We start from the raw sequence: 25,908 nt of genomic DNA, 5'->3' as shown, positions 1-25,908 counted from the left end.
AAAAGCCAGGCGTCATAGCCATAGTCCGACCAAGGGCTGGCCCCAGAAGAAGGCAAAAGAAATGCACGATGGAAGCCATGGTCGCATCAGCGTTGGGTAGCAACCTCGATCCGGCCAATCTGGATCAGACGGAAGCAAGCCGAGGCTTGGCCCGCCTGGGGATCGATGTGGGGGGCACCTTTACCGATCTGGTGCTCCTGCGCGACGGCCAGATTCAGACGGCGAAGGTGCTGTCTACCCCCAGCCCTGAGGAGGGGGTCTTTGCGGCGCTGGACAAGCTGGGGGCGCTCCAAGGAGAGCTCCGGGTTGACCTGTTCTGCCATGGCATGACGGTGGCCACCAACGCGCTGCTGGAGCGCAAGGGATCCCCCACCCTGTTTTTGACCACGGCGGGCTTTCGGGATGTGCTGGCCATTGCCCGTCAAAACCGCCCCTCTCTGTATGACCTGACACAGCCCAAGCCGGAGCCAGTGGTGCCCCGCCACCATTGCCTGGAGGTGAAGGAGCGCTGCAGCGCGGGCGGAGTGTTGGAGCCGCTCACCGATGCCGAAATCCGGCGGGTGGTGCAGGAGGTGGGGGAACGGGTGCAGCGGGATGGGATCCGCGCTATTGGGGTGGGGTTTTTGTTTTCTTTTCTCTACCCGGAGCACGAACAGCGGCTGGGAATGGCCTTGCGACAGGCTTTCCCGGAGCTACATCTTTCCCTGTCTTGCGAGGTGGCGCCGGAGTTCCGAGAATACGAGCGCTTCAGCACCACCGCCATCGATGCCTACCTTAGCCCGGCACTGGCGGGCTACCTGCACCGCTTGGCCCAAGGATGTCGGGAGCGAGGGATCCCCCAACCGTTGATCATGCAGTCTTCCGGCGGGGTGACCTCCATCCCTCAGGCGGCGGCCCATGCTTCGGTGGCTTTGCTCTCAGGGCCGGCAGGCGGAGTTTACGGGGCGGCCTATCTGGGTCGGCTGAGTGGCTACCCCCACTTGCTCAGCTTCGATATGGGGGGAACCAGCACAGATGTGGCCTTGATCCAAGATGGGATCCCCCAGGTTACTCCCGCAGCGGTGGTGTGCGGCTTGCCCGTGCAACAGCCCCAAATTGACATCCACACCGTCAGTGCCGGCGGCGGATCCCTGGCCCATTTGCTGCCCGGCGGTGGGCTTCAGGTGGGGCCAGAGAGTGCCGGATCCAACCCCGGGCCGGCCTGCTACGGTCGGGGGGGAAGGGCTCCGACGGTTACCGATGCCAACCTCTGGCTGGGGTACCTGCCGGATGGCGGTCGGCTGGGCGACTCGGTGCAGCTACGGCGGGGGCTAGCGGAACAGGCTATTGCCACGCTGGCGGATCCCTTGGGCTTGAGCTTGCAGGAAACTGCCGTTGGCATTCGCACCTTGGCGAATGTCGCCATGTCGCGGGCCTTGCGGGTGATCAGCGTGGAGCGGGGTTTGGATCCCGCCGATTTTGCCCTGTTGGCCTTCGGCGGAGCCGGGCCCATGCATGCCTGTGCTTTGGCAGAAGAGCTGGGCATCCGCACGATCTTGATCCCGGCTGCCTGTGGGGTGCTCTCGGCGCTGGGAATGGCTTTGGCAGATCTGCGGCGAGACTATCGGCGGGCCATCCTCCAACCTCTGCGGCAGCTCACGTCCGCTTCAGGGGGATCCCTGCTGGCCCAATGGGCAGAACCCCTGATCCGCCAGGCCCAAGCCGATCTGCAGGAGCCGGCGTTGCACTTCAGCTTGGACTTGCGCTATCGCGGCCAGTCTTTTGAGTTGGGGATCCCAGTGCGGTTGTCGGATCCGATTCCTCATCTGGAACAGCAGTTTCACCAGGCCCACCAACAACGCTATGGATGGCAAGATTCAGCCCAGCCGGTGGAGGCAATTCAGTTGCGTCTACAGGCGGTGCAGGCCCTACCCACCGTGCCTTTGACCGCACCCCCCCCCTTGCCAGGGGATCCCCTCAAGGGTCGGCGAGAGGCATGGTTTGGGGGCAGGATGTGCTCGGTGCCGGTCTACGATCGGCAGCGCATGGATGTGGGGTTTCAACTGCGCGGGCCGGCAATTGTCGAGATGCCGGAGGCAACGGCGGTGATCGAAGCCGGTTGGACAGGTGTCATTGACGAAGTGGGAACCCTAATCTTGAGCTGTGTTCGCGATAGCGGGACAAAGTCCTGGTGAGTCCATCCGCAAGCAGAGCGTCATGGTCATTTCGATTCAAACTAGGATACTGTGCCCACACCCAAAACGTTGCTCGCGTCGGCGTTGCGGAGCAATAATGCAGGGGGCCAGAAGCTCACCCTAACCTGAAACGACCCTAACCGAGCTTGTTTTGAGGGGGAGAGCCAGGGGCTGCAGATTGCCTTGACGACTCCCTTCGCGATTTTTGCGTCCAGATGGGGTGTTGCTTGTTTTCATTGGGCAGGGTCTAGATAGATGGACTGGCCTCTGCAGCCCTTGCCCTGACTGGATTTTCGCGATTTCCCTCAAGGGCGGACGATGGGACTCGAACCCACGAATGGAGGATCCACAATCCTCTGCCTTAACCGCTTGGCTACGCCCGCCGTGATTCCGGCTATCTAGCTTAGCATGGGAAAAACGGGACTGAACTACAAAGGTCGAAGCACCCCAAATGCTACCCAGAGCCGATTTGTTGCAAGGGGCAGAGCATCGAGAAACCTTGGCACGGGTCTTGGATTTGGGAGAGCAAGCTCTCAAAACCTGGCAAGTGGTCTGGAGCGACTTCCTCTCTCCACCGGAAATAGCAGAGGTGCAAGCTCGGCTGTGCAACTTGACCGAACTACAAGTGGGGGTCTGGGGAGGGTACCCCCAAGCAGAACGCCAACGCATAGCCCTGGCCCGCTCTGAGGTGGGTCTGGATGTCCGGGATCCCAAGCCCGACCAAGAAGGGATCCCATTGGCCGCCATTCAGATTCAGGGCAACTTTCTGTTCGACCCGGCCACCCACCGCGATTTTCTGGGAGCCCTTTTGGGAGCCGGCATCGCCCGCGAGAAAGTGGGAGATATCCTTGTGTTGGGAGACTCAGGCGCCCAGGCCATCGTTGTGCCCGAAATGGTGGACTACCTCGCCCTAAACCTGACGCAGGTGCGCACAGTGCCTGTCAAAGTGAGCCGGATCCCCCTGAGCCAGTTGAACATTCAACCCCCCCGCGTCAAATCCATCACCAGCATAGAAGCCTCTTTGCGCTTGGATGCGGTAGCCTCAGCTGGGTTTGGCATCTCCCGCAGCAAAATGGTGGAAGAAATCCAACGGGGGGAAGTGCGGGTCAACTGGAAGCCCATTACCCAAGCCAGCTACACCGTTGGCCCTCAGGATTGGATTGCCATTCGCGGTCGTGGTCGGCTGCAAATCGAAGAGGTAGCCGAAACAAAAAAAGGCCGCTTTCGGGTGCAAATGAGGCGGTATCTCTAGATTTTTTCCTGTCTGAGTTTGGGGAGATCGTTACCTCCAGGAAAATGCTCTAGAAAAAAGAGAAAAAGGCCCAAGGGTAAAGCAAATACTCCAAGTAAAACAACTTCCAGATCAGTTGATAATAGCCAACAATCGCCTCCCGACGGCTGAGATCCAGATGAACACCATAGCCCAAGAGGATCCCCAGCCCCAACACATGGCTCACCAACAGCCAGAGGCCGTTGCCCGCAAGGAGAAAAGAGATTCCCACCCCGATAAATCCCAGATAGCACAAGGCCAAAATGCTAATGCAAAACCTTGAGATCCGCTCTGGCCCAAAGCGCAGCGAGAAGGTGGCAATGGCAAACTGGCGATCCCCTTCCATGTCGGGAATATCTTTGAAAAGGGCGATCACCAGCCCAAAAATCGACATAAACCCCGTCAGCCAAACAATCGCAGCCGAAAGCTCGACCCTTCCCTGCATCACCTGCTGAAAATGGCTGTAAAGGCCCAAATTGACGATCAAACCCCGCACGCTGTAGATGCAAGCCGAGGCTGCCAGCGGAAAACGCTTCAACCGCAAGGGGGGCAACGAATAGGCCGTGCCGATCCCATTGCTCAAAAGCACCGTCAGCAGCAGGTAGGGGATCCCGGCCATGGCCAGTAGGACGGACGCCACCCCACAACCCACGACGATCCCCACCCCCTGTCGCCAACTCAGGGATCCAGCAGCTAAGGGCAAATGGGGCTTGTTGATGCGGTCGATTTCAACATCCGTCAATTGATTCAAGCCGACGATGTAGACATTGGCCGCCAAACAGGCTGCCCAAGCCCAGACCAGGTGGGGTAGTGCGGAGAGAACCGGTTGCAGGGATCCGGCAGCCACAAACCCCGCCAACAGGTAGAGGCCCACCACGCTGGCGCTGGTGCCGTAGACGGTGTGGGGTCGAGCAAAACGCCAGAGAACTTGTGGGCGCAACATCAAAAAAGCTAGGGAGAGTCTTCCAGGAGAGAAGCTAGGGCTGCCCAGCGGGGATCCGCCGTTGGTGCTGTAGCTTCCACCGCAATGCCCGGACAATCGGGACGGCAGGGCAACTGGCGGGGCATCTCCAAATGCAGGTGCTGGTACATCCAGTCTTCGACATCCAGCTCACCATTGGGGGGCAGGCTTTCCAGCAGATCTTCTTCGTCTTGCAGTTCCAGCTCCAAGGGGAGAGGTTCGGGATCCCGAATCAAAATGATCTCCTCAACTTCCAGGTGCAGCCGGTGGTTGAACTGCTGGAGGCAGCGGTGGCAGGTGAGGGTGACAATGGTACGAGCTTCAGCACTCACTTCGAGAAAATGGCCCCGATGGCTGACTTCCAGGGATCCCTCCACAGGGGTCAAACTCTCAAAGCCCGAAAAAAACTGCCTAAACTGCAATTCTTGGGTTTGATCCGGCATCTGCCGCAGATCCGATAGACGAATTGGCCTCAGCATGGCACCCCCCTTCACGCGTTTTGGGTAGCAGGGATCCCTGTCGTCACCGTAGCAAGAGGGCCAACTTGTTCCCAGCCCTCTGCCCACTCTCAAGATGGGGAAGCTGCCCGACGGATAACCAAGCGCCGGTCAGGCTCTTTGCCACGGCTGAAAGTTTCCAGATCGGCATAGGCAGGGTCATTCAAGAGAGTATGAATTTGCCGACGCTCGGCAGCCGAGAGATCGGGAAACTCGTATTCCCGGCCAGTGGCCCTCACCTTTTCCACAGCAGCGGCAACCAAAACCTTCAGCTCCTGCAAACGCCGCTGCCGATAGCCGTCCAAATCCAAAATGTAGGGCTGCTGCTGGTCTTCCGGCTGGTTCAGGTTGAGAAGGGTGTTGGCCAGGTACTGCAACGCATCCAGCACCACGGGGGAGCGATCCTCCTCTTGAGGGGAATCTCTGGAAGATGGAGAGGGCAAGGGGGGGGCTTTCGCCAACAGCAGCCGCTTCTGAGCTGGGGTCAAAGAGTCTGCCTCAATTTCCAGCACCTCCCCCACCACCCGCACCGCCGCTGGGATCCCCATAGCCGCCAGCACCTGCTGTAACCACTGCCTGGCTCGCTCTTGATTGGCCGCAAAGGTGGACTTGTTTGGCGAAGGGGCAACGGTTCCCTCAGATTTCTTAGCAGCAGATCCCGTAGAAGACTTAGGACGGCTCATCCTGGGCAGCTTCCAACTTTGAAGAGGTATCAACACTCCACCACAAGTCCACCCCAACAGCGAGGATCCCCTAGGGCTCAAAGGGCAAGGATTCCCGTCCCTCCTTGGCTGCTCTGGGCTTGGTCGATTTTTCCACTTCCTTGGCCTCCACCGTGATCGCCTGGGCAGCCCGACGGCGCTCCTCTTCCACCAACTGCTGTAAGTTCTCCGGCAACGGCTCCCGCGAGAGCAGGAAAGTCTGCACCGTTTGGAAGATATTAGAGACGAGGATGTAGAGCAAAACCCCTGCCGGCAGAGGGAAGAACAGGAACATCGCCGAGAACAGCACAGGGGTGATGCGAGCCATGGAACTTTGGCTGGGATCCTCTTTGCCGGTATCCTGTCCGGCATTGGTTAGGTACTGGTTCAGGTAAATGGACACCCCAAAGATGACGATCATGGCGATGATATCCCAGTGGATGGTGCCATCCTCGTCGAAGGCCCCCACACGGCCCAACTTGTCGATGAACAGAAAGCCGGTGTCAGAGGCCAAACCGGGAATGGACACCTGCACGGTCACATCCCCCGGCTGCAGAGCCAGCAAGGTGCCATCCGGCTTGATCTGGGCACGATCTTCTCCTTTGGTGATCTTCCAGGTGGGCTGTAACAGACTGGGATCCCCGCCCGCTTCGGCCACCAACTGCTCAAAAGGTTTGCCCCCCGGCCCTTGAAGCAAAAATTGCACCTCTTCCCCGACGGCAATCTTGGTGCCTTTGGGTTCCACCAGCACCACCGGCTTGTGAAGAGAGTCGGTGACAAAAATGTTCTTGCTGGGGCTGACGTAGGGAGCTGGTACCACCTCAGCCGCCACTTCCGCCGGCAGGATCTGCAAGTTGACATCGTAGGTTACTGCCGCAAAAGGGGATCCCCGCAGGGTGGCAAACAGGGCAAACAGCACCGGCATTTGAATGAGCAGTGGCAGGCAGCCCCCCAAGGGATTGGCCCCCAGCTCGCTGTAAAGCTTGGCCTGGGCTTCCCGAAGCTTCTGCGGGTCGTCTCGGTATTTCTCCTGGAGTTCTCGCATCCGCCGCTGCATCACCGGGCTGATCACCTTCATGCGCCGCATGTTGCGGATGGATCCCACATTGAGCGGGTAGAGGGCAAAGCGGATCACCAACGTCAGGAAGATGATGGCCAGTCCATAGCTGGGCACGATCCCATAGAAAAAATCCAGGATCGGCAGCATGACGTTGTTGGAGAGAAATCCGACTCCGAAGTCCATGAGGGGCGCTGGCAAATGTCCGTAACCATTGTAATGGCTTCCGTTCGGTTGACGAGGGCGTTTTCAGGGTTTGTCCCCTGGATCCGTCAGATAGACCTGAGAAAGGCGAGCAATTGAGCAAAATCAAGCCCGCTCCACTGAACAGGGATCCTAAGGCCAAACCAGAACCCCTCATCGGCAGTTGCCTAGCAGTCCTTTTTTCCCCTATGATGAGAAACGCTTGATCCTCGGTAGCTCAGCGGTAGAGCGGTCGGCTGTTAACCGATTGGTCGCAAGTTCGAATCTTGCCCGGGGAGTATGTCTGAGCCAATCAAGGAAGCCGGATCCGGAACCCTATCCTTCCAGGCGGCTCTGGGCCTGCTGAGGGAAAGGGGGAGAGAAAACCCAGTCTCCCATCTCGTCGAGGAAGATGCGACGCTAAGCCAGACGTGGAGAAAATAATGTGAAGCAATGTGAAGGCGGCTAAGGGTTTCGTCCCGCCTGTTCCCGGCAAGTGTCAAGAGTCTCTGTCCTTTGGGGCAAGGAGTATGTCAAAATACACTCTGGCTGTCTATCTCCCAATCCGAGAGTACTTGCTGTGATCGACCTGTCGCGGATCCCTGCCCAACCCAAGCCCGGCCTGCTCAACCTCTTGATTGAGATTCCCGGCGGCAGCAAAAACAAGTATGAGTTCGACAAAGACATGGCAGCGATGGCGCTGGATCGGGTGCTCTATTCCTCGGTGCAGTACCCTTACGACTACGGCTTTGTGCCCAATACGCTGGCCGGGGATGGGGATCCCTTGGATGGCTTGGTGATCATGGATCAGCCCACTTTCCCAGGGTGTGTGGTCACGGTGCGACCCTTGGGCATGTTGCAGATGATCGACGGCGGGGATCCGGATGAGAAGCTGCTGTGTGTGCCTGCCAAGGATCCCCGCTATGCTGCAGTGACCAAGCTGGAAGACATCGCCCAGCACCGCCTGGATGAGATTGCGGAGTTTTTCGCCACCTACAAGCGCTTGGAAAAGAAAGAAACCCAGATCTTGGGCTGGAAAGGCTTGGCCGAAACCGAGGCGATTATTGCCAGCAGCATCGCAGCTTGCAAACAACCCAAATAGGTATTTTCAAGAGATACGAACAGAAAGAGCTTCCTGGCGATGTTGCAACAGTCGCTCCAGGGTGAGGGGCCCTTCGATGTGTTGCCAAGGCAAGGGATCCCCTGGATCCCAGTGGCTGTGCACGTAGTAGTCTAGGGGCGGCAGTTGCCCTTTAAGCTCTTTGAAAGCCCGCCGGTAGCTCCCCAAAGATTCGCCAAAGTCCCGCGCCAACTGCAAGACCTTTCCCACCCGCCGATCCCCTCGCGAGATGAGGGCTTGGATCACCGACCAGCTATAGCTTTCCGGGCGAAACTCCACCCCCAGGGGACGCAGATGTTTCTGGAAAAACTGCAGTTTTTTCTCGGCTTGGGGATCCACCCCGTGCCACTGAAAAGGGGTGTGGGCTTTGGGCACAAAGGTGCTGCAACCCAGCGTCAGGCGCAGGCCGGGAGCCGCTTTTTTGAGCTCTTGGAAAAGGGCTACTGTGGCCTCCAGATCTGCCTGGGTTTCCGCCGGGATCCCTACCATGCCGTAGAACTTAATGCCCTTCAGACCTCCAACCTGGGCGTGGGCTGCTGCTGCCAAGATTTCCGGGTTGCTTAACTTCTTGTTGATGATCTGGCGCAGTTGTTCTGAGCCACTTTCGATGGCCACCGTAATGGACTGGCTGCCCCGGCGGGAGAGTACCTGCGCCAGACGTGGGGTTACGGTAGCGGTGCGCACCGAGGCCAAACTGAGACGCACCTGCTCGAAGCGATCCTGGGCCAAGTGCTCCAGCAACTGCTCAAATTGGGGGTGCTGGGTTACAGAAGCCCCCAGCAACCCAATCCGCTGAGTGACCTGCAGCCCCCGCTCTACCGCCGGGATCAAATGCCCCTCCACATCCGCCACCCGGAAAGGCAGGGTGAGATAGCTGGCCAGGCAAAACCGACACATCTCCGGGCAGCTGCGCACCACCTCCACCATGTAGATGCTCTCCCAAGCCGCTTTGGGGGTAACCACCGTAGAAACCGAGAGGGTGTTGCCGCGGAAGGTGTGTTTGCGGATGGAGCTAGGGATCCCGGCCACTTTGGGGAGCACCTTCTCCACCGGGCCGTCGGGCTCCCGGTATTGGGGTTCATACAAGCCGGGCACATAGATCCCTGGCACCTGCGCTAGCGCCTGCAATTTCTCAGCCCGGGATCCCTGGCGCACCTGCCGATAGATCTCAATCATCTTCTCCAGAAGACCTTCCCCATCCCCCAGCAAGATCAGGTCAAAAAACTCGGCAAAGGGCTCAGGGTTGGCTGTCAGTACCGAGCCGCCGCCAAAGACCAAGGGGTGGGCTTCTTCCCGCTCCTCAGATCTGGGAGGGATCCCGTGTCGTTCCAGCAGAGCCAGGATATGAACATAGTCCAGCTCCCAGGACAAGGAAAAGCCGAACAGCTCCGGCTCCCGGGGCAGGGGTTCAGCCAGATCCGTAAAGAGGCGGGAGACGGCCACATCCCGGCGGCTGGCCAGCAGACTCCAGATGACTTGATAGCCCAGGCTGGTGATCCCCACTGCGTAGGTGTTGGGGAAGGCGTAGATTACCCGCACTGCGTCGGGGTCAGGCGTGGCCGGGGCAAAGAGCAACTGCTCCAGGGCAAACTCTGAACTAGCCAAGGGATCCCGCTGTGTTGGATTGAGGTTTGGGTTCTGGCTCGGAAGAGTTTTGATTTGCCTGCCGAACTTTTTTGGCTCCTGCATGCTAACAAAAGCTAGCATCTTTCACCAATGCAGATTGCCGGAACAGGGCAGTTCTGCCCAAGCAGGCAGGAAAACCCCACATGCGCCATTGCGGTCTCGGTGCAACCGCGATCCCCTGCAGCAAAACTCATTCCAAAGCCCAGACTTCCGGCAGAAGCCGCCCTCTACGAGCAAAGTGTACGGGCAAAGTGAGGGTAGAGCGTATATCATTACCCCTTCGGCTGGGCAATGTCGAACTCGGCGTCGTAGTCGAAGTCCTCCTCTTCGTCAGCCCAGTCTTCTTCCAGCCTATCGTCCCCCGCCAGCTCCTCTTCCTCCAGGCGGCGCTTTTCTTCGTATTCCTCATCCTCTAGGCCCAAAGCAGCCCGCTCTGCCCGCCGCTGGAAGCGCTCCAGTGCCGCTGGAGTGATGAAGGGATAGGGCAACCCTTGCGCTTGGGCCTCCTCCAGCGCTGCGCGGTAGCTCTCCACTTCCTTGATGTCGATTTTCCAACCGGTGAGGCGGGCTGCCAGGCGCACATTTTGCCCCTCTTTGCCAATGGCCAAACTGAGCTGGTCGCTGTTGACCAACACATGAGCTTGCTGGATTTCCGGATCCACTAGCCGCACCTCCACCACCTTGGCCGGGCTGAGGGCGTTGGCAATGTAGGTGGCAGGATCCGGCGACCAGCGGATGACATCGATTTTCTCGTTGCGCAGCTCTGCTACCACCGCCTGAATCCGGGATCCCCTCGCGCCAATACAGGCCCCCACTGGATCCACGTCCCGCTCCACCGTATCGACCGCGATCTTGGTACGTGGCCCCACATTTCGGGAAGGGGGGTTGGCCTCTCGCGCCACCGCCACAATCCGCACGATATCCTCTTCAATTTCTGGCACCTCGTTGGCAAACAGGTTCACCACCAAGCCAGCATCGGCCCGGGAAACCAAAAGCTGTGGCCCCCGCCGGGATCCCTCATAGACTTTCTTGAGATAGACCTTCATCACCGCGTTGGGAGTGTAGCGATCGCTGGCCAGCTGTTCCTTCTTGGGCAGTTCTGCTTCCACCTCAGGTTGTCCGAAACCGCTGGATACCGACATGATCACCGTCTGCCGCTCGGTGCGCAGCACCCGTGCCTGCAGTACGGTTTTTTCCAGATCGCGGAACTCTTCCTGAATCAGACGGCGCTGCTGATCCCGTAACTTTTGCGCCAGCACCTGCTTGGTTTGGATGGCCGCCATGCGGCCAAATTCCGCCTGTTGTGGGGTGACATCATCTGTGACTTCCCAGCCTACTTCGGCTTCTGGGTAATCCTGCTGCACGTCGTACAGAGAGATCTCGTGATCCGGATCCTGTACCTGCTCAACGATGGCTTTGGTGGCCAAAACGCGAAAGCCTCCTGCCTCCACATCCAACTCCACATCGAAATTGCGGAAGTGGTCTTCTGCAAAGACCACATCTCGCTGGATGGTTTTGCGGTAGCGTTCGTAGCCCTTGAGCAGCGCCTCTCGCAGGGCATCGGTGACCACATGGCGGGGCAAGTTGCGCTCCCGCGAGATCATCTCCACCATTTCCGCCAAACCCGGCAGAGGCACCATCGCCATAACCACTGTCCTCCTGCACAAACTTCGTGAAACTTGCTGTTGCTATTGCTCCACAGCGGGAACTGAACCCGCATCTCTGATGCGAAGGGAGGGCCGCACCACCTGCGGTCAAACGCTCTCTCTATCTCCGGTCTCCTAGTCAGTTTCCGATGAGAGGGCAACCCGCTGCACCGAAGCGCGGGGCAACTGAACTCGCCGCCCCTTGAGGGATAAGGCAACCCTCTCCTCATCCCGACCCAGCAGGTGTCCTGACCAAACGGCTTTGCCCTTGTAGGGTGGATCCAAGGTCACCTCCACCGCAAACCCTTTGAAAACCACAAAGTCGCGATCGCTGGTGAGAAGGTTGCTGATGCCAGGGCTGGACACCTCCAACACATACTGGCCTGGGATCAGATCCACCCGATCCAGCTCGACTTCTAAGGCTTGGCTCATGGCTTCGCAATCGGCATGGCTGGTTTCTCGGTCGGGATCCAGTGGGCGGATATCCACCCGCAGAACTGGCGGATGCTGGTTGGTGTGGAAAACCATCTGCACCAGCTGGTATCCCAGTTGAGCGGCCAAGGGACGGGCCAAGCTCTCCAACTGTGGAATAAGAGGGTGAACCATAACCAACTTGTCACCAACCGGGTGTTGCCGCCAGATCCAAACCCCTTTGAGCCGGAGCTGGCAAAGGGGACAGTAAGCCCCCTCAAAAAGCAAAGAAGTGGGTACCACCCACTCCCCGTTGCTATCGCGGAGCTCCTTGAGGCTCGCCCAGAATCAGTACAGACTTCGAGCGCATCCCCCCTACCTCCTAATTTAGAAGATCTCCTCCGGTTTTGTCATGGGGATCCCCAAAAGGCAACATCTATAATGTGGACAACTGCGGATTTGCCCAGATATCCAGCCGCGTTTTGTGGGGTTTCCTATGACTGTTGCCTTTTCCTACCCGATCTTCGGCCCCAGCATTCAGTGCCCCCACTGTCGGCAAACGATTGCGGCCCTCACCCTGACCGATACCTACCTCTGCCCTCGCCACGGTGCGTTTGAGGCGGATGCCGAACAAGAGGAGCTGGTACACCTGCAATCCGGACGGCGCTGGCGCTTTTGGGAAGGTCGCTGGTTTCGTCAGCACACCCACGCCGATGGGATCCGTTTTGAGATTCATGATGAATTGGATCGGCTGCGCATGCAAGGAATGCGAGCCACTCAGGTGATCGTGGCCGAGCGCTACCGCCAGCTGCTCACCCCTTATCTGGAGCAGGGATCCCACCGTCGCCCCGGCCCACCTCGCCTCTATGGCTTGCCCGTCAGCTTCAGCTCCCAAATCCCAGAGGATAGGGGTGGATCCCCTCAGCGCTGGCGGGTGATCAACTTTGAGCTGACCTACGAGATCGACCCGGCCATGCGGCAGCCGCAATCCCGTCTGCAACTGTGTGATTAGACTGTGTGATTAGAAAGGCGAACAGGTAGAGAGCTGTTGGAAAATTGGTGGCTGCTCAAGTCTTCTAGAACTGGAAGTTTCCTTCCGGGTCAGGGAGTGCTATGCCTTGATAGGTGTAGCCGATAAACTTGGGCTGGTCGGCCATATAAAACCGCTCCAGTTGCTCAAACCGAAACCCCGCTTCTCGGATCAACCGGGCCATATCTCGGTTGAGGTTGCAGCCATCTGCAATCACTTTTTGGAGGGGGTTAAGACAATTTTGCCATCTTTGCACCTGGGGATCCTCGCTGAGGCCGTGTTCGAGAAAAAACAGCTTGCCCCCCGCTCGCAACACCCGCCGGATTTCCCCTAAAGCCTTGGCCACATTGGGAATGCTGCACAATGTCCAGGTGCTAACCACGCTATCAAAACTCTGGCTTGGAAAAGGCAGTTCCTGGGCATCCGCCACTTGCCAATCAACGGCGATGGGAGAAGAGGCAATGCGCCGACGAGCCAGGGATCCCATGCCGGGATTGGGATCTACCCCTGTGATCTTTCGAATGTGCTCTGGGTAGCAGGATAGGTTGAGGCCGGTGCCAAAACCAATCTCCAGAACGGATCCCTGCACATGGGCCAGAAGCTGCCGCCGATAGCGCTCCATCCCTTCCCCCGAGAGAGCTAAATCCAACAGCCGCGGGAAGATTATTCGGCGATAGAGGTTCATTCGACCATCCCAAATGAATGTTCAGACCTGAGCAGCTTAAACCGTCTGGACAGGTTGCGGTTGAGCAGTCACCTTCAGGGAGTGAAGGGCATAGCAGGCCAGCAACCAATTGAGCAGGCGGGCCACCACACGAGCGGTTTGCCGTGTTGCGGATCCCACCGCCACCCCTCCCAGTGAAAGGCCAACCACAGGACGAGCGGCAAAGATGGCCTCACAGGTCTGCAACAGTTGCAACCAACTCACCCCCCCTGGCTCTGGGTGATGCACCGCGGGCGCCAAGGAAGGATCCAACACACTGCAGTCCACCACCAAAAACACCGGTTGATCCGGCAAAGAGGCCACCACCTGCTGGGGATCCCAGCCATCTTGGGCCCAGAATATTGGGCTGTGGTGGGCTTTCAGCCATGCGTAGGCCCGCGCACTGCCGCTACGCAATCCCACATGGATCACCGGCAGCTTGTGCTGATAGAGCAACTCCACCCAGGCAGCACTGCCATAGCTTGTATCTTGATCCGGCTGGGTCATCTCTGGGGGCGGCATCAGGTTGGCATGAGCGCTGCAATGCACCACACTCAGAGTTGGGTAGTGCTTCCAGAGGGCACGAATGGCCCCCCAACTGGCGGCCAAGACTGAGGGCAACAGCACCGGCCATTGTTGTCGTCTCCAAGCTTGAGTCACCGCCGCCTCACACATGCCGTAGGGAGGCTCATCCACCAGCCCCGGCAACTGCGCCACCGCCAGCTTATCCACATCGATCCCCAACCTCGGCTCGAAGGCACACAGCTCCGAACCGGCGTTGAGAATGGCCATCGGAGCCTGAGTATCGTGGCCAAAGGCGGTGGGAATGAGAATGACCCTAGCGTTGGATTGCGAGCTGGGATGGAGGGACCACTGGGCCATGGGCGCTGTTCCTTTTCCAGAAAGCTGTGGGTCTCCGGCTTGTTCTATGGTGGCCTACAGGGCGCCCAGGGATCCGTCTGAGGGCCAGCCAGTCTGCTACGAAAGATTACAGTTCCCAGGCGGAACTGGGGCCAAAAATCGAGTCAGTGGTAGATTCAAAGTGCTTCGCGCCGCAAACCGCGGTTTGGACAAGGCAAACCACCGCAAACCACAACGAGTTGAGAAAGGTAGACTATGGCTGTGATGGAAGGCGATCCTCGTCAGGGAGCAAAGCTGCCTCTATTTGGGGGATCCACCGGGGGGCTGTTGAGCGCAGCCGAAACCGAAGAAAAATACGTCATCACCTGGACGGGCAAGCCGGGGCAGGTGTTTGAAATGCCCACCGGCGGCGCTGCCGAAATGGTGGAAGGCAAAAACTTTCTCACCTTTGCCCGCAAAGAGCAGTGTTTGGCGCTGGGTGCCCAGTTGAGATCCGACTACAAGATCAACGACTACCAGATCTTCCGCATTCCCGCGGGGGGGGAGCCTGTGTTGGTGCATCCCAAAGACGGCGTCTTTCCCGAGAAGGTCAACGAAGGCCGCGAGCCCATCGGCAAAGTGGATCGCAACATCGGCAAAAACAAAGAGCCGATTACCTACAAGTTCACCGGCGGGAAACCCTGGGATTGAACTCCCCACAGCTTCGCTCCCTACTGGGTTTCAGGATCCCCTAGCAAGGTCGGGGGATCTTTTGCTTGCCTGTTTTCGACAAAAAAGCTCCAGCCCACCTTGAGCTGAAGCTACGCCCGGAAGCGCTGGGGATCTCCTATATGTAGCCAGGGATCCCAGGGGCTAACCTACTTGGCAATCGCCGCGAAGAACTCCTTGGATTTCACTGGGTCGGGGTGCATGGTTTTCTGGCCGGGCTGCCAGTTGGCCGGGCAAACTTCATCGGGGTGAGATTGCACGTATTGGATAGCTTGCAGGGTGCGCAAGGTTTCATCCACACTGCGGCCAAAGGCCAGGTTGTTAATGGTGGCGTGCTGGATGATCCCTTCTTTGTCGATGATGAACAGGCCGCGCAGCGCCACACCCGCTTCCGGATCCAGGACATTGTAGGCAGCGCTGATCTCCTTTTTCAGGTCAGAGACCAGAGGATACCTCAGCTCACCCACCCCTCCAGCCTTGCGGTCGGTTTGAATCCAGGCCAGGTGAGAGTATTCGCTATCCACTGAAACACCCAGGATCTCGGTATCCAGCTTGGCAAAGTCGTCATAGCGGTCGCTGAAGGCCGTGATCTCCGTTGGGCAGACAAAGGTGAAGTCCAAGGGGTAGAAAAACAACACCACATACTTCTTACCCCTGTAGTCGGAGAGCTTCACCGTCTTGAATTCCATGTCATAGACGGCGGTGGCGGAAAAATCGGGAGCGGGCTGCCCCACTCGCAGGCATCCTTCCTGAGACATAAATCAACGCTCCTTGCGGTAAAGTGCAAATGTAAACCAAACCTAACATACCATACTCATAATGACTCTGCCTTAACTCGATAGATAGCGACGGATCCCAACTGCCGGGATCCGGATAATGCCCATTTTTCCATGCTGATCGGCTCAGCTCTGCAAGGGATCCCATGAGAGTGGCGCTGGAGTTCCTCTATCACTTTTGTTGTGACCGCTGTCGGCGGTGGTGGAGCCAGGCCGATGTGGAGCCCCAACCTGGGGATCGCCTGTATTGCCCCTATTGCGGCCATCAAAATTGCGTGGAGCGCATCGATACCTTTCGCAATGCTGCGCGGGGCAGTTGCCTGACCCGTCCCCCCGATGCCCCTTCTCCAGATCCGCATCCGCCCTCTGAAAAATCCGGGGATCGGCCTCAGGAGAAGCGATCCCCAATCTAGTTATCCTGGGCAAACCCAGTCCTCTTGCCCCTATGGGGCAGCCAGCCGCTAGAGCCTGTCAACCATTCAACGCATCCGCCAGAGTTCCCCGTTGCGAAGATGACCACAGGTAGAGGTCAACCTCAGGCGAGGAAGAATCCACCAGATGGCGACAGGGGCGGCGCTCTTCCAGGATGGCGGTGGAGCAGCAGCAACTGTAAACTTCCAGATAGTCGTCCGGCTCCGCCTCAAAGATCGCCTGCTGGCCGGGAAAGAGGGTGCGCTCCCAGTGGCCGGGGATCGTGCGGATCACCTGAACCTGTCCGGAACGGTTGACAAAAGCGTATCTTTTCATTGCGTTTTTTTAATGGTGTTAAGAAAAACTTATTGCCCTTAAAATAGGCTACCATCCCTGATCCCCAAGCGGCAATAGTAAGCCGCCAAGACGGGGATCGCTCTTCCTGACTGGCTTTGGGAGATTTGTTCTCTCAGCTTATTGGGGTTGAGAGAATGGGATCCCGAGGAGAAGCCTGCCCTGGTAAACTGAGGGGAAGAGTCTGAAGATATCCTTAAGTTGGCCTTCACCATTCCGAGATCAGCAAGGGGGCACATCGTGGACAACAAGTTGGGGCTAGAGATCATCGAAGTCGTGGAGCAGGCTGCCATTGCCGCCGCCCGCTGGATGGGCAAAGGGGACAACAAGACCGCCGACCAGGTGGCTGTAGAGGCCATGCGGGAGAAACTCAACCAGATCCCTATGCGCGGTCGCATCGTCATCGGGGAAGGAACCCGCGATGAGGCCCCCATGCTCTACATCGGCGAAGAAGTGGGCATCTGTACCCGCCCGGATGCTGAGCAGTTCTGCCGTGTGGAAGAGCTGGTGGAGATCGATATTGCTGTGGATCCCTGCGAGGGCACCAACCTAGTGGCCAAAGGCCAAAACGGCTCTATGGCGGTGCTGGCCATCTCCGAGAAAGGCGGCCTTCTCCACGCCCCGGACATCTACATGCAAAAGCTGGCGGCTCCGCCCCAGGCTAAGGGCAAGGTGCACATCGACTATCCGCCAGAGAAAAATCTCAAGATCATCGCCGAAAGCCTGGATCGGGAGGTGTCGGATCTGACGGTGGTGGTCATGGATCGCAAGCGCCACCTCGATCTGATTCGCCAAATTCGAGAGGCGGGGGCGCGGGTGAAGCTGATTACCGATGGCGACATCTCGGCGGCTCTCTCGGCAGGCTTCAATGGCACCGGCATTCATGCCCTGATGGGGATCGGGGCTGCTCCTGAGGGAGTGATCTCGGCAGCTGCTCTGCGGTGCTTGGGCGCCCACTTCCAAGGTCGGCTGATCTACGATCCCGAAGTAGTTCAGGCGGGCACTTACCTGCCGCCTGTGGAGGAAACGCGACGGGAACTCAAAGAAAAAGGCATTGAGGATCCCGACAAGGTGTGGGAGTGTGAGGAGCTGGCCAGTGGCAAGGAAGTCCTCTTTGCTGCCACCGGGATCACCGATGGTGACTTGATGCGCGGGGTACGTTTCTTTGGGGGTGGGGCCCGCACCGAGACCTTGGTGATTTCCAGCCAATCCCGCACGGTGCGCTTTGTGGATACCATCCACATGAAAGATGGCCAGCAGCCCCGCGGCCTGCAACTGCGCTGAGGGATCCCCTACCCAACATCCTCGGAGATCGGGGCGGCTTTCCCCTGGTGAAGGTCGCCCTTGCCTTTTTGGGAAAGTTACGAAATCTATCAAGCCCCAACCCGTGAAAACGTAATAACTCTTCAGCAAAATCCGGCAAAACCGGTTCGATACTGGTCTTAGGGTTTAGGTAGGCTGAGAAAAGTTACCTAAGCTTGCTGGAACCGAGTCAAGGGATCACCCATATCGGTTACAGCTTTTGCCTTCTTTCTGAAACAATATTTGCTTTTGTTCAGAGTTTTTGTTTTTAATAACTTTTGCTGTTGCTGTACAGACGACGGAGAGGCATGTTTATCGCGGTTGTCGGTCTTAGCCATCGCACAGCTCCTGTGGAGATTCGGGAGCGCCTCAGCATCGCGGAGGCGGAGGTGGGAGAGACGATCCAGCAGCTTCGCGCCCACCCCCACATTGAGGAGGCTGCGATCCTCAGCACCTGTAACCGGCTGGAGGTCTACATCGTCACCTCAGAAATGGAGAGTGGTGTCCGGCAGACGATGCAGTTCTTGGCTGAGCTGAAAGGGATCCCCTTGCCCCAACTGCGTCCGCACCTGTTTACCCTTCTTTACCAGGATGCGGTAACCCACCTGATGCGGGTGGCTGCCGGGCTAGATAGCTTGGTGCTGGGAGAAGGGCAGATCCTCTCGCAGGTGAAAAAAGCCCAGCAACTGGGCCAAGCCTGCAACGGCATGGATCGCATCCTCAATCGCCTTTTTAAGGCAGCCATTACCGCCGGCAAGCGCGTCCGTACCGAAACGGAGATCGGCACCGGCGCCATGTCCATCAGCTCGGCAGCGGTGGAGTTGGCTCTGCAAGAGCAGGGATCCCTCTCTCAGGGCAAAGTTACCGTGGTGGGGGCGGGGAGAATGGCCCGTCTGTTGGTGCAGCACCTGTTGGCCAAAGGGGCAGTCGATATCACGGTGGTCAACCGCTCCCTGGAGCGGGCCGAAGCCCTGGCCAAGCAATTCGAGCAGCCGATCCAGGTGCTGCCTTGGGAGTCGCTGCTGAGCAGTGTGGCCGAGTCCAACTTGGTCTTCACCAGCACCGGTGCCACCCAGCCGATCCTCACCTACCAGCAACTGGCAGGGGTGCTGCAGCCAGATCAGCCGCTGTTGTTGGTGGATATCTCTGTGCCCCGCAACATCGATCCCGACGTGGAAAAGCTGAAGGGGGTACAGGTGTTCAATGTGGATCACCTCTCCCGCATCGTGGAAGAAAACCGCGCCCAACGGCAAAAGCTGGCTCTGGCTGCCGAAGCCCTGGTGGAAGAAGAGGTGGATCAATTCATGGAGTGGTGGCGTTCTCTGGAGACGGTGCCCACCATTTCCAGCCTGCGCCACAAGGTGGAGTCCATCCGCGAACAGGAGATGGAAAAAGCTCTCTCCCGCCTGGGCAAGGACTTTGCCGAGAAGCACCTGGAGGTGATCGACGCCCTGACCCGCGGCATCGTCAACAAGATCCTGCACGACCCGATGGTGCAACTGCGGGCCAAACGGGATATTGAGGCGCGGCGGGCAGCCATGCGGATCTTGCAGGAACTGTTCAACCTGGATCCGGTGGTGTTTCAAGCCCAGCAGGAGCGCTAGGGATCCCTTGTCGAAGAGCGCATGACTTGAAGAATTGTAACAGCTCTCCCATCTGGGGTGGAGGGCACCCCTTAGGATACAAAGCGTAAGCCACAGGATCTGGGATTATGTTCGGACAATACGAAGTTTTTGTGCAGTTGGCCCTGCTGGCCTTGATTGTCTTGGCAGGCCCGGCGGTCATCCTGCTGCTCTATCTGCGCGGCGCCGATATGTAGGGGATCCCTCTGGATATTGAGGCAGTCGGGATAACCCTTTGGGAGTGCTGGGGCTAAGCCCAAAGCCAGGAGTGTTTAGCAACGTAACGCTCCTTTGCGTTAGAGTTGTAAAGAAATCCCTAGGGCACTCCTGCTTGTAGGGCGACATCCTGCTGGTCAATGGTTAATATGTCACTCCCCATCCGCAACGTTGCCATCATCGCCCACGTCGACCACGGCAAAACTACCCTTGTGGATGCCCTGTTACGCCAGGCGGGCATCTTTCGGGAGGGGGAAGACATTCCCACCTGTGTGATGGACTCCAACACGCTGGAGCGGGAGCGGGGCATTACCATCTTGGCCAAAAACACAGCCGTCCGCTACGGCGAAACCTTGATCAACATCGTCGACACCCCTGGCCACGCCGATTTCGGGGGCGAGGTGGAGCGGGTGCTGGGGATGGTGGAGGGCTGCTTGTTGATCGTGGATGCCAACGAAGGCCCGATGCCGCAAACCCGCTTTGTGCTGCGCAAAGCCTTGGAGAAGGGCCTGCGCCCAATTGTGGTGGTCAACAAGATTGATCGGCCTCGCGCCGAGCCCTACAAAGCCGTCGACAAGGTGCTGGATTTGTTCTTGGAGCTGGGGGCAGACGAAGACCAGTGCGACTTCCCCTATCTATTTGCCTCTGGGTTGCGCGGCTTTGCCCTGGAAGAAGCCCATCTCAAAGACTTTCTGGAAGGGAAGTACAGCGGATCCCTGGATATGAAGCCTCTTTTCGAGGCCATTCTCAAGCATGTCCCACCTCCCATTGGGGATCCCGGCAAGCCCCTGCAGCTGCAGGTCACCACGCTGGAGTATTCGGAATACCTGGGCCGGATTGTGATCGGCAAGATCCACAACGGCACCATCCGCCTGGGGGATCCATTGGCAGTGGTGAAAGAGGATGGATCCATTGCCAAGGGCAAAGTAACCAAGCTGTTCGGCTTTCAGGGCCTGCAGCGCATCGAGCTGACGGAAGCTACCGCCGGCCACATTGTTGCTGTGGCGGGGTTTGCCGAGGCCAACATTGGCCACACCCTCACCTCTCCCGAAAATCCCCAGGCTCTGCCGCTCATCAAAGTGGACGAGCCGACGCTGCAGGTGATGATCGGTGTCAACGATTCTCCCTTTGCCGGCCAGGAGGGTACCTTCGTTACCTCGCGACAGTTGCGGGAGCGCCTGATGCGGGAGCTGGAAACCAACGTGGCGCTGCGGGTGGAAGAAACCGACTCGCCGGATCGCTTTTTGGTGTCGGGGCGAGGCGAGCTGCACCTGGGCATCCTGCTAGAAACCATGCGGCGGGAAGGCTATGAGTTTCAGGTGGGGCAACCGAAGGTAATTTTCCGCGAGGTCAACGGCCAGCCCTATGAGCCCTATGAGTGTTTGGTGCTGGATGTGCCGGAAGCGACGGTGGGGGCCTGCATCGAGCGGCTGGGGCAACGGCGGGGAGAAATGCAGAACATGATGGTGGGATCCGATGGTCGGGCTCAGCTGGAGTTTGTCATTCCGGCGCGAGGGCTGATCGGCTTTCGGGGGGAGTTTATCCGCATCACCCGCGGCGAGGGGATCATGAGCCACAGCTTTTTGGAATACCGTCCCCTGACCTCTGAGATGGAAATGCGCCGCAACGGGGTGCTGATTGCTTTTGAAGAAGGGGTGGCCACTACCTATGCCCTCAAGAATGCGGAAGATCGAGGTGTATTCTTTATTACGCCAGGTACCCGCGTTTACAAGGGCATGATCGTGGGCGAGCACAACCGTCCCCAAGACTTGGAGCTGAACGTCTGCAAGACCAAGCAACTGACCAACCACCGGGCTGCGGGCGGGGAGGAGCTGGTGCACTTGCAAGCGCCGGTGGAGATGACCCTGGAGCGGGCTTTGGAATACATCGGCGAGGATGAGCTGGTGGAGATCACGCCCCAGTCGGTGCGCCTGCGCAAGGCACAGTTAACGCCCTCTCGCCGCTAGTTTTCTCAGCCAACTGGAAGAGAGCCTGGCTCACCACCGCCGCAGGTAAGAGGCCAAGTTGGGGAAATAGAACGCCCCCCAAATCCCCAGCAGGATGACTCCCAAGCCGAACACAACCAGCCAAAGGCGCGGTCGGCTGTGCAGCTTATTGGATCCCACCTGGACGTAGGCCAGATCCACCCAAGCAGTATTGCCGCGGCGGAACCAGCCCACCACTTTGACGCGCCGGCCCACCAGGGCGCGGATCCGCTTCAGGCCGGAAAAGACATTGCCCACCGGCCCCAAAGGGGAAGTAAAGCGCACCGGGATCAGCCCTGTGGCCTCTTGCAGCTTCAGCTCTGCCCCCAGTTGATAGCCGGAGGGGCCCAGTCCCACCAACTCCCCCTCCAGCTCCACCCATTGTCCGCGGCGGGGATCCGCGTCGGGATCTGCCAGCAAGCTGAGCACATCCGTCGGCCTTGCCGGCAGGGATCCCCCGTACATCAACCCCGCTTTGGCCCACAAGCCCACCCCGTAGCCCACCACCGCTGCTGCCGCGATCACCTTGGGATCGAGACGGTTTTGCAGCAGCAGGTAGAGGATCAGCCCCACCAGCCAGCCAATGAGGATCCCGACCACTTCGGCTGCGTAGATGGCCAGATCCAGCCAAAACCGGCTTTGCAGGCGGGCCACATCCAATTTGGACCCGGATCCCAGGCTCAGCTCCGGCAGGAGGCGCAGCCGCTCTCCATATCCCGCCAAGACCTTGAAGCGGTGCCCCGGCAGCGGATGGCTGGAATTGACCTGCATCCAGCGGGCCCAAGGGTTGATTTGATCCCAAAGAAAGACTTGGCCAGCTTGGGAGGGATCCTGGAGGCGGGCGGCAGCACTGGCAGCGGCGATGGTTTTGAAGTCCAAAAAGCTGAACAGGCGGGTGCAGTGCAACAGCGAGGAAGGTCGGCGGTCGTTTTTGTGGGCCTCCTGCAGGCCAGCAGCCGATTTGAGCAGAGCAGCAATCAGCCCGTTCGGGTTGCCAGTCGCCTGTACGGCAAAATGGTCGGCATGGTAGGTGCCCAGGCGGGAGAGGAAAAACAGCGGGTAGGAGAGCACCGTGTAGATGAGGTAGAGCAGCGGGGCCACATGCCCGATGAGATCCCGCCGTTTGCTTCCCAGTTGGCTCACCTGCTCTAGGGCCAGGTAAACCAGTTGAATCGGGGATCCCAGCAGGGTCATGACCAGGATATCTCCATTAACAATTCGCCCCAGGGCCTGGGCGTAGACGGCGGCAATCTCATCCTCAGAAAGCTGCTGCAACAGGGCTTGGGTGACCACAATGCGGCAGCCATCAGAAAAAGTGCCGTAAACAAAGGCCAGCGGCCCAGCATCCGGGATCACCCCCAGTCGGGGCTGTTTTAGCTGGTTTTGGGCACAGATGCGCTGCAGCAGGCGCGCCGTTTCGGGGCTGTGGCGTTCGATTTCGCCAAGCCTGGCCCAACGCAACTTGTGCAGCCGTTGGTGGAGCTGATCCATCAGCCAGGGGGCAAAAAAGAGAAGGCCTACTCCAAAGTTGACCGCCAGGCTGCCGGCCACCAACCACCGCAGGCCATTGCGCAGCCAGGGCAGCAACCCCTGCAAAAACCAAAGCTGCCGCGGAAAACTCAGCCGGCCAAAATCCAGATGGCTGCCTACCAACACAAAGCTCAGCCACCAAAGGAAGACAATGCCCACCCCCAGGGATCCCCACTTGGCCCAATGCAGGGGGCCGGCCCGCTCCGGCAGGGGGATCTTCATACCCAGTTGGGCGGCCCGTTGACGGGTGGACAGGGATCCCGCTCCAGGAGACGGCTCCTCTGGGGGAGCAGAACGCGGTTCGACAGGTTTGGCGGACGGAGCAGCCAGGAACTCTGTTGCAGTGGGCAGGCGAAGCAAGATCTTCTTGGCCCAGCCTTGCGCCTGGGGGTTGGGGTGTTGCAGCAGCTCTAGGCAGAGGGACCGTGCCTTCTCCGTCTGGCCCAACTGGTGGTAGGCCCGCACCAGGTTCATTTGGGCTTCCAGGGCTTCGCCGTCAGATGAGTCTGCCGGGATCCCTAATGCTTTGTCCTGCTGACGGGATTGGGCCAGGTAGCCTTCAAAAAGTTGGATGGCCTCTTGCAGGCGGCCCTGCCGCAGGGCTTCCTTGCCCGCCTGGACGGCATCGGGGATCATCGGCTTGCTCCTTGCCTGGTAGGGTCTGCTTCTGGAGATCGGTTGGATCCATCTGCTCCCCCAGCTTACTCAGGGATCCAACCCCGAGAGACTGGATCCCCCCTAAAGGGGGTAGCAGAGCAAGCGCCGCCGCAAGCGATCCAGAGCCGTCTGGGCGCTCCACCAACGCACCCCTTCTCTGCCGCGCAGGCTGCCAAACCGGTACTCGTGAACCTCCGTTTTCCCCTCCGGATCCGCCAAACCCAGATACACAAGGCCAACCGGCTTGGTGGCGGTGCCTCCCTCTGGCCCGGCAATGCCGGTGATGCTCAAGGCCCAGTTGGAGCCCAGGACTTGCTTGGCCCCCAGCGCCATTTGGGCGGCCACCGCCTCGCTCACGGCCCCGTGCTGTCGCAGGGTTTCCGGATTCACCTGTAAAAGCTGCTCCTTGATGCGGTTGTCGTAGGCCACGATCCCCCCCACAAAATAGCGGGAGCTGCCCGGGATCCCGGTCACCAACTGCCCCAGCAGCCCGCCGGTGCAGGATTCTGCCACCGCCAGAGTTTGACCCCGTTGCAGCAACAGCTCCCCCACCACACCGGCCAAGGTGGCGTCATCGCTGCCGAAGTAGTCTTCTCCAGAAATCTGTAAAATCTGCTCCACCACCGGGGCGATCAAGGCTTGGGCCTCTTCACGACTGGGAGCACGTCCGGTAACCCGCAGGCGTACCTCCCCCTGGCTGGCGTAGGGAGCCACCGTAGGGTTTTCCCCCGCCAACAGGGATCCCAGCCGTTCGGCCAGCGTCGATTCGGGAATGCCCCAATAGCGCAGTACCCGGCTGTAGAACACCTCTTTTCCCCAGCCGATGGAGCGCAGATAAGGCACGGCGGTCTCCCGCCACATGTGTTGCATCTCCCGCGGCACCCCAGGGAAGGTGAGAATGTGCAGGTCGGGCCGGGGCTGCCAGATGAGGCCACAGGCGCTGCCAAGCGGGTTGGGCAACACCCTCGCTCCCCGGGGCAGAAAAGCCTGCTTGCGATTGCTCGGCGAGGGCACAAGGCCCCGCTGCCCGTACTTTTGCAGGATCTCTTCCCACACTTGGGGGTGCTCCACCATCTCCGCCCCAAAAAAGGAAGCCAGCGCCTCATGGGTGAGATCGTCCGGCGTCGGCCCCAAACCCCCGGTGATCAGAATCAAGCTGGAACGACCACAGGCCACCTCCAGCGCGTGGTGAATGCGGGCCTCGTTATCCCCCACCACCGTTTGGTAATAGTGGGGGATCCCCAGTTGCGCCAGCTCGGCTGCCAAGTACTGGGCGTTGGTATTGGTGATCTCTCCCAAAAGCAATTCTGTGCCGATGCAGAGGATCTCAGCCCCTTGGGGAATAGCAGTTTGCGGTGGGATCATGCTTGGCCTCGAGCTCAGCTCAGCCGCAAGAGAAGTATACAAGCAGGGAGGTCTCGGCCTCCCTGCGCGCCCCCAGATTTTGGGCTTGCAGTTGGCCATTCCAAATGGCGGTGAGACAACCGGCAAGTTTCCATCTCCGGCGCCGGCAAAAAGATTGGGGGACGAGATGTATCCGACAGCACAACAGCGACAGACGCTGCAGCAGTGGTTGGGAACAGCTCGGTTTGTTTATAACCGCACCCTAGATTTTCTGAAGTCTTTAGAAGGCGAGCGTCCACCTGGATGCAAGTAGCTACTCACCACATCTTGCCTTCTCTACCAGATTGGGCGAAGGCAGTCCCGTACCAAACCAGAAAGTGGCAGTCATTGTTTGCGTTGGCCCATTCAAGACTTGCGGGATGAGCGCCAAGGCGGCCAGGTTCTGGGTGGACAGCTTTGACATTTATTCTTTGACATTTTCTTTGACATTATTTGACATTGTTTATTGTCTTGGTTTATTGTCTTGCTGCTCAAGTTTCAGACCTCCAAGATAGCGGTCAGAAAGCAGCGCCAGCTACATGCCAAGACGGTGCGCTTGCTACTGGTGGGCGCGTAGTGCGTTCCAGGAACGGCCAGAGGCTGTGGCTGAGCAGTACGGGAAACAAGCATTGACATCCTCCCCGGCCTGAAGGCCGGAGATTCCTACCACGCTACGCATGGATGGCTCCTTGCGCAGTCGTCTCGGCGGGTTCCTGCTTCCGAC

Annotated in this window: 24 protein-coding genes and 2 tRNA genes; 12 read left to right on the top strand and 14 right to left on the bottom strand. The window is 58.9% G+C overall.

The features are described 5' to 3' along the window. The first annotated feature begins 68 nt into the window (after positions 1-68). Positions 69-2,174 (top strand): hydantoinase/oxoprolinase family protein, encoded by a 2,106-nt coding sequence (locus ACVWZG_RS11905; RefSeq protein ID WP_457407210.1) that lies wholly within the window; start codon positions 69-71, stop codon positions 2,172-2,174. A gap of 310 nt (positions 2,175-2,484) precedes the next feature. On the opposite strand, the gene ACVWZG_RS11900 is transcribed toward ACVWZG_RS11905, so the two are convergent. After that, positions 2,485-2,557 (bottom strand) — tRNA-His (locus tag ACVWZG_RS11900). 68 nt (positions 2,558-2,625) lie between these two features. Between ACVWZG_RS11900 and ACVWZG_RS11895 the strand changes: the two genes are divergently transcribed. After that, a complete protein-coding gene (locus tag ACVWZG_RS11895; RefSeq protein ID WP_457407208.1) occupies positions 2,626-3,426 on the top strand; it encodes a photosystem II S4 domain protein in 801 nt (266 codons plus the stop codon). A gap of 49 nt (positions 3,427-3,475) precedes the next feature. On the opposite strand, the gene ACVWZG_RS11890 is transcribed toward ACVWZG_RS11895, so the two are convergent. The 4 genes from ACVWZG_RS11890 to yidC form a co-directional block, all read right to left on the bottom strand. Further along, a complete protein-coding gene (locus tag ACVWZG_RS11890; RefSeq protein WP_457407206.1) occupies positions 3,476-4,387 on the bottom strand; it encodes a homogentisate phytyltransferase in 912 nt (303 codons plus the stop codon). Between the two features lie 8 nt (positions 4,388-4,395). Beyond that, positions 4,396-4,884, bottom strand: a complete 489-nt coding sequence (locus ACVWZG_RS11885) for a YceD family protein (protein WP_011433815.1) — start codon at positions 4,882-4,884, stop codon at positions 4,396-4,398. A gap of 89 nt (positions 4,885-4,973) precedes the next feature. After that, on the bottom strand, positions 4,974-5,585 hold the full coding sequence (locus ACVWZG_RS11880) for a Jag family protein (RefSeq protein ID WP_414413913.1): 612 nt from the start codon (positions 5,583-5,585) through the stop codon (positions 4,974-4,976). A gap of 70 nt (positions 5,586-5,655) precedes the next feature. After that, positions 5,656-6,846, bottom strand: coding sequence for a membrane protein insertase YidC (gene yidC, locus ACVWZG_RS11875; protein WP_457407204.1), 1,191 nt, complete (start codon positions 6,844-6,846; stop codon positions 5,656-5,658). Between the two features lie 224 nt (positions 6,847-7,070). Here yidC and ACVWZG_RS11870 point away from each other — a divergent pair. Both ACVWZG_RS11870 and ACVWZG_RS11865 read left to right on the top strand, forming a co-directional pair. Continuing rightward, positions 7,071-7,142, top strand: a tRNA-Asn gene (locus ACVWZG_RS11870). Positions 7,143-7,426: 284 nt separating this feature from the next. Continuing rightward, positions 7,427-7,945 (top strand): inorganic diphosphatase, encoded by a 519-nt coding sequence (locus ACVWZG_RS11865; RefSeq protein ID WP_457393564.1) that lies wholly within the window; start codon positions 7,427-7,429, stop codon positions 7,943-7,945. A gap of 6 nt (positions 7,946-7,951) precedes the next feature. Here ACVWZG_RS11865 and ACVWZG_RS11860 read toward each other — a convergent pair whose 3' ends face one another. The 3 genes from ACVWZG_RS11860 to rimP form a co-directional block, all read right to left on the bottom strand. Beyond that, positions 7,952-9,568, bottom strand: coding sequence for a B12-binding domain-containing radical SAM protein (locus tag ACVWZG_RS11860; protein WP_457407202.1), 1,617 nt, complete (start codon positions 9,566-9,568; stop codon positions 7,952-7,954). A gap of 293 nt (positions 9,569-9,861) precedes the next feature. After that, a complete protein-coding gene (gene nusA, locus ACVWZG_RS11855; RefSeq protein WP_414387771.1) occupies positions 9,862-11,235 on the bottom strand; it encodes a transcription termination factor NusA in 1,374 nt (457 codons plus the stop codon). Between the two features lie 135 nt (positions 11,236-11,370). After that, positions 11,371-11,841 carry a ribosome maturation factor RimP gene (gene rimP, locus ACVWZG_RS11850; protein WP_011433822.1) on the bottom strand — a complete coding sequence of 157 codons (471 nt, stop codon included), beginning with the start codon at positions 11,839-11,841 and terminating at the stop codon, positions 11,371-11,373. A 301-nt stretch (positions 11,842-12,142) separates the two neighbouring features. Here rimP and ACVWZG_RS11845 point away from each other — a divergent pair, with 301 nt between their 5' ends. Next, the gene (locus tag ACVWZG_RS11845; RefSeq protein ID WP_457407200.1) at positions 12,143-12,658 is read left to right on the top strand and encodes a TIGR02652 family protein; all 516 of its coding nucleotides are present in this window, start codon (positions 12,143-12,145) and stop codon (positions 12,656-12,658) included. Positions 12,659-12,722: 64 nt separating this feature from the next. On the opposite strand, the gene ACVWZG_RS11840 is transcribed toward ACVWZG_RS11845, so the two are convergent. Both ACVWZG_RS11840 and ACVWZG_RS11835 read right to left on the bottom strand, forming a co-directional pair. Continuing rightward, the gene (locus ACVWZG_RS11840) at positions 12,723-13,361 is read right to left on the bottom strand and encodes a class I SAM-dependent methyltransferase (RefSeq protein WP_457407198.1); all 639 of its coding nucleotides are present in this window, start codon (positions 13,359-13,361) and stop codon (positions 12,723-12,725) included. Between the two features lie 36 nt (positions 13,362-13,397). Next, a complete protein-coding gene (locus tag ACVWZG_RS11835) occupies positions 13,398-14,261 on the bottom strand; it encodes an arginase family protein (RefSeq protein ID WP_414387769.1) in 864 nt (287 codons plus the stop codon). A gap of 243 nt (positions 14,262-14,504) precedes the next feature. On the opposite strand from ACVWZG_RS11835, the gene ACVWZG_RS11830 reads away from it, so the two are divergent. Then, a complete protein-coding gene (locus ACVWZG_RS11830) occupies positions 14,505-14,930 on the top strand; it encodes a photosystem I reaction center subunit II PsaD (protein ID WP_457385725.1) in 426 nt (141 codons plus the stop codon). Between the two features lie 167 nt (positions 14,931-15,097). Here ACVWZG_RS11830 and ACVWZG_RS11825 read toward each other — a convergent pair whose 3' ends face one another. Beyond that, on the bottom strand, positions 15,098-15,706 hold the full coding sequence (locus ACVWZG_RS11825) for a peroxiredoxin (protein WP_011433828.1): 609 nt from the start codon (positions 15,704-15,706) through the stop codon (positions 15,098-15,100). A 164-nt stretch (positions 15,707-15,870) separates the two neighbouring features. Between ACVWZG_RS11825 and ACVWZG_RS11820 the strand changes: the two genes are divergently transcribed. Further along, a complete protein-coding gene (locus tag ACVWZG_RS11820; RefSeq protein ID WP_414409136.1) occupies positions 15,871-16,137 on the top strand; it encodes a hypothetical protein in 267 nt (88 codons plus the stop codon). Between the two features lie 58 nt (positions 16,138-16,195). Here the strand turns inward: ACVWZG_RS11820 and ACVWZG_RS11815 are convergent, their stop codons facing one another. After that, the gene (locus tag ACVWZG_RS11815; RefSeq protein ID WP_414522651.1) at positions 16,196-16,471 is read right to left on the bottom strand and encodes a DUF1830 domain-containing protein; all 276 of its coding nucleotides are present in this window, start codon (positions 16,469-16,471) and stop codon (positions 16,196-16,198) included. Positions 16,472-16,729: 258 nt separating this feature from the next. Here ACVWZG_RS11815 and glpX point away from each other — a divergent pair, with 258 nt between their 5' ends. The 4 genes from glpX to typA all read left to right on the top strand — a co-directional run bounded on the left by glpX (position 16,730) and on the right by typA (position 21,596). Continuing rightward, positions 16,730-17,773, top strand: coding sequence for a class II fructose-bisphosphatase (gene glpX, locus ACVWZG_RS11810; RefSeq protein ID WP_414342167.1), 1,044 nt, complete (start codon positions 16,730-16,732; stop codon positions 17,771-17,773). A gap of 326 nt (positions 17,774-18,099) precedes the next feature. Then, complete coding sequence (locus ACVWZG_RS11805; protein ID WP_414342169.1) at positions 18,100-19,395, top strand: glutamyl-tRNA reductase; 1,296 nt, start codon at positions 18,100-18,102, stop codon at positions 19,393-19,395. A 107-nt stretch (positions 19,396-19,502) separates the two neighbouring features. Further along, a complete protein-coding gene (psb30, locus tag ACVWZG_RS11800; RefSeq protein ID WP_011433833.1) occupies positions 19,503-19,610 on the top strand; it encodes a photosystem II reaction center protein Ycf12/Psb30 in 108 nt (35 codons plus the stop codon). Between the two features lie 168 nt (positions 19,611-19,778). Then, the gene (gene typA / locus ACVWZG_RS11795) at positions 19,779-21,596 is read left to right on the top strand and encodes a translational GTPase TypA (protein WP_414409133.1); all 1,818 of its coding nucleotides are present in this window, start codon (positions 19,779-19,781) and stop codon (positions 21,594-21,596) included. Positions 21,597-21,626: 30 nt separating this feature from the next. Here the strand turns inward: typA and ACVWZG_RS11790 are convergent, their stop codons facing one another. Continuing rightward, complete coding sequence (locus ACVWZG_RS11790; RefSeq protein ID WP_457407195.1) at positions 21,627-23,780, bottom strand: M48 family metalloprotease; 2,154 nt, start codon at positions 23,778-23,780, stop codon at positions 21,627-21,629. 102 nt (positions 23,781-23,882) lie between these two features. Continuing rightward, positions 23,883-25,166 carry a competence/damage-inducible protein A gene (locus tag ACVWZG_RS11785; RefSeq protein WP_457407193.1) on the bottom strand — a complete coding sequence of 428 codons (1,284 nt, stop codon included), beginning with the start codon at positions 25,164-25,166 and terminating at the stop codon, positions 23,883-23,885. Here ACVWZG_RS11785 and ACVWZG_RS11780 point away from each other — a divergent pair. Beyond that, a complete protein-coding gene (locus tag ACVWZG_RS11780; RefSeq protein WP_083757654.1) occupies positions 25,117-25,458 on the top strand; it encodes a helix-turn-helix domain-containing protein in 342 nt (113 codons plus the stop codon). The two genes, ACVWZG_RS11785 and ACVWZG_RS11780, sit on opposite strands and share 50 nt — an antisense overlap. The last annotated feature ends 450 nt before the right edge of the window (positions 25,459-25,908 follow it).

Source organism: Thermostichus sp. OS-CIW-33 (assembly GCF_054059615.1).
The sequence above is the reverse complement of the archived record's forward strand: the minus strand, read 5'-3'. Positions and strand labels throughout refer to the sequence as shown.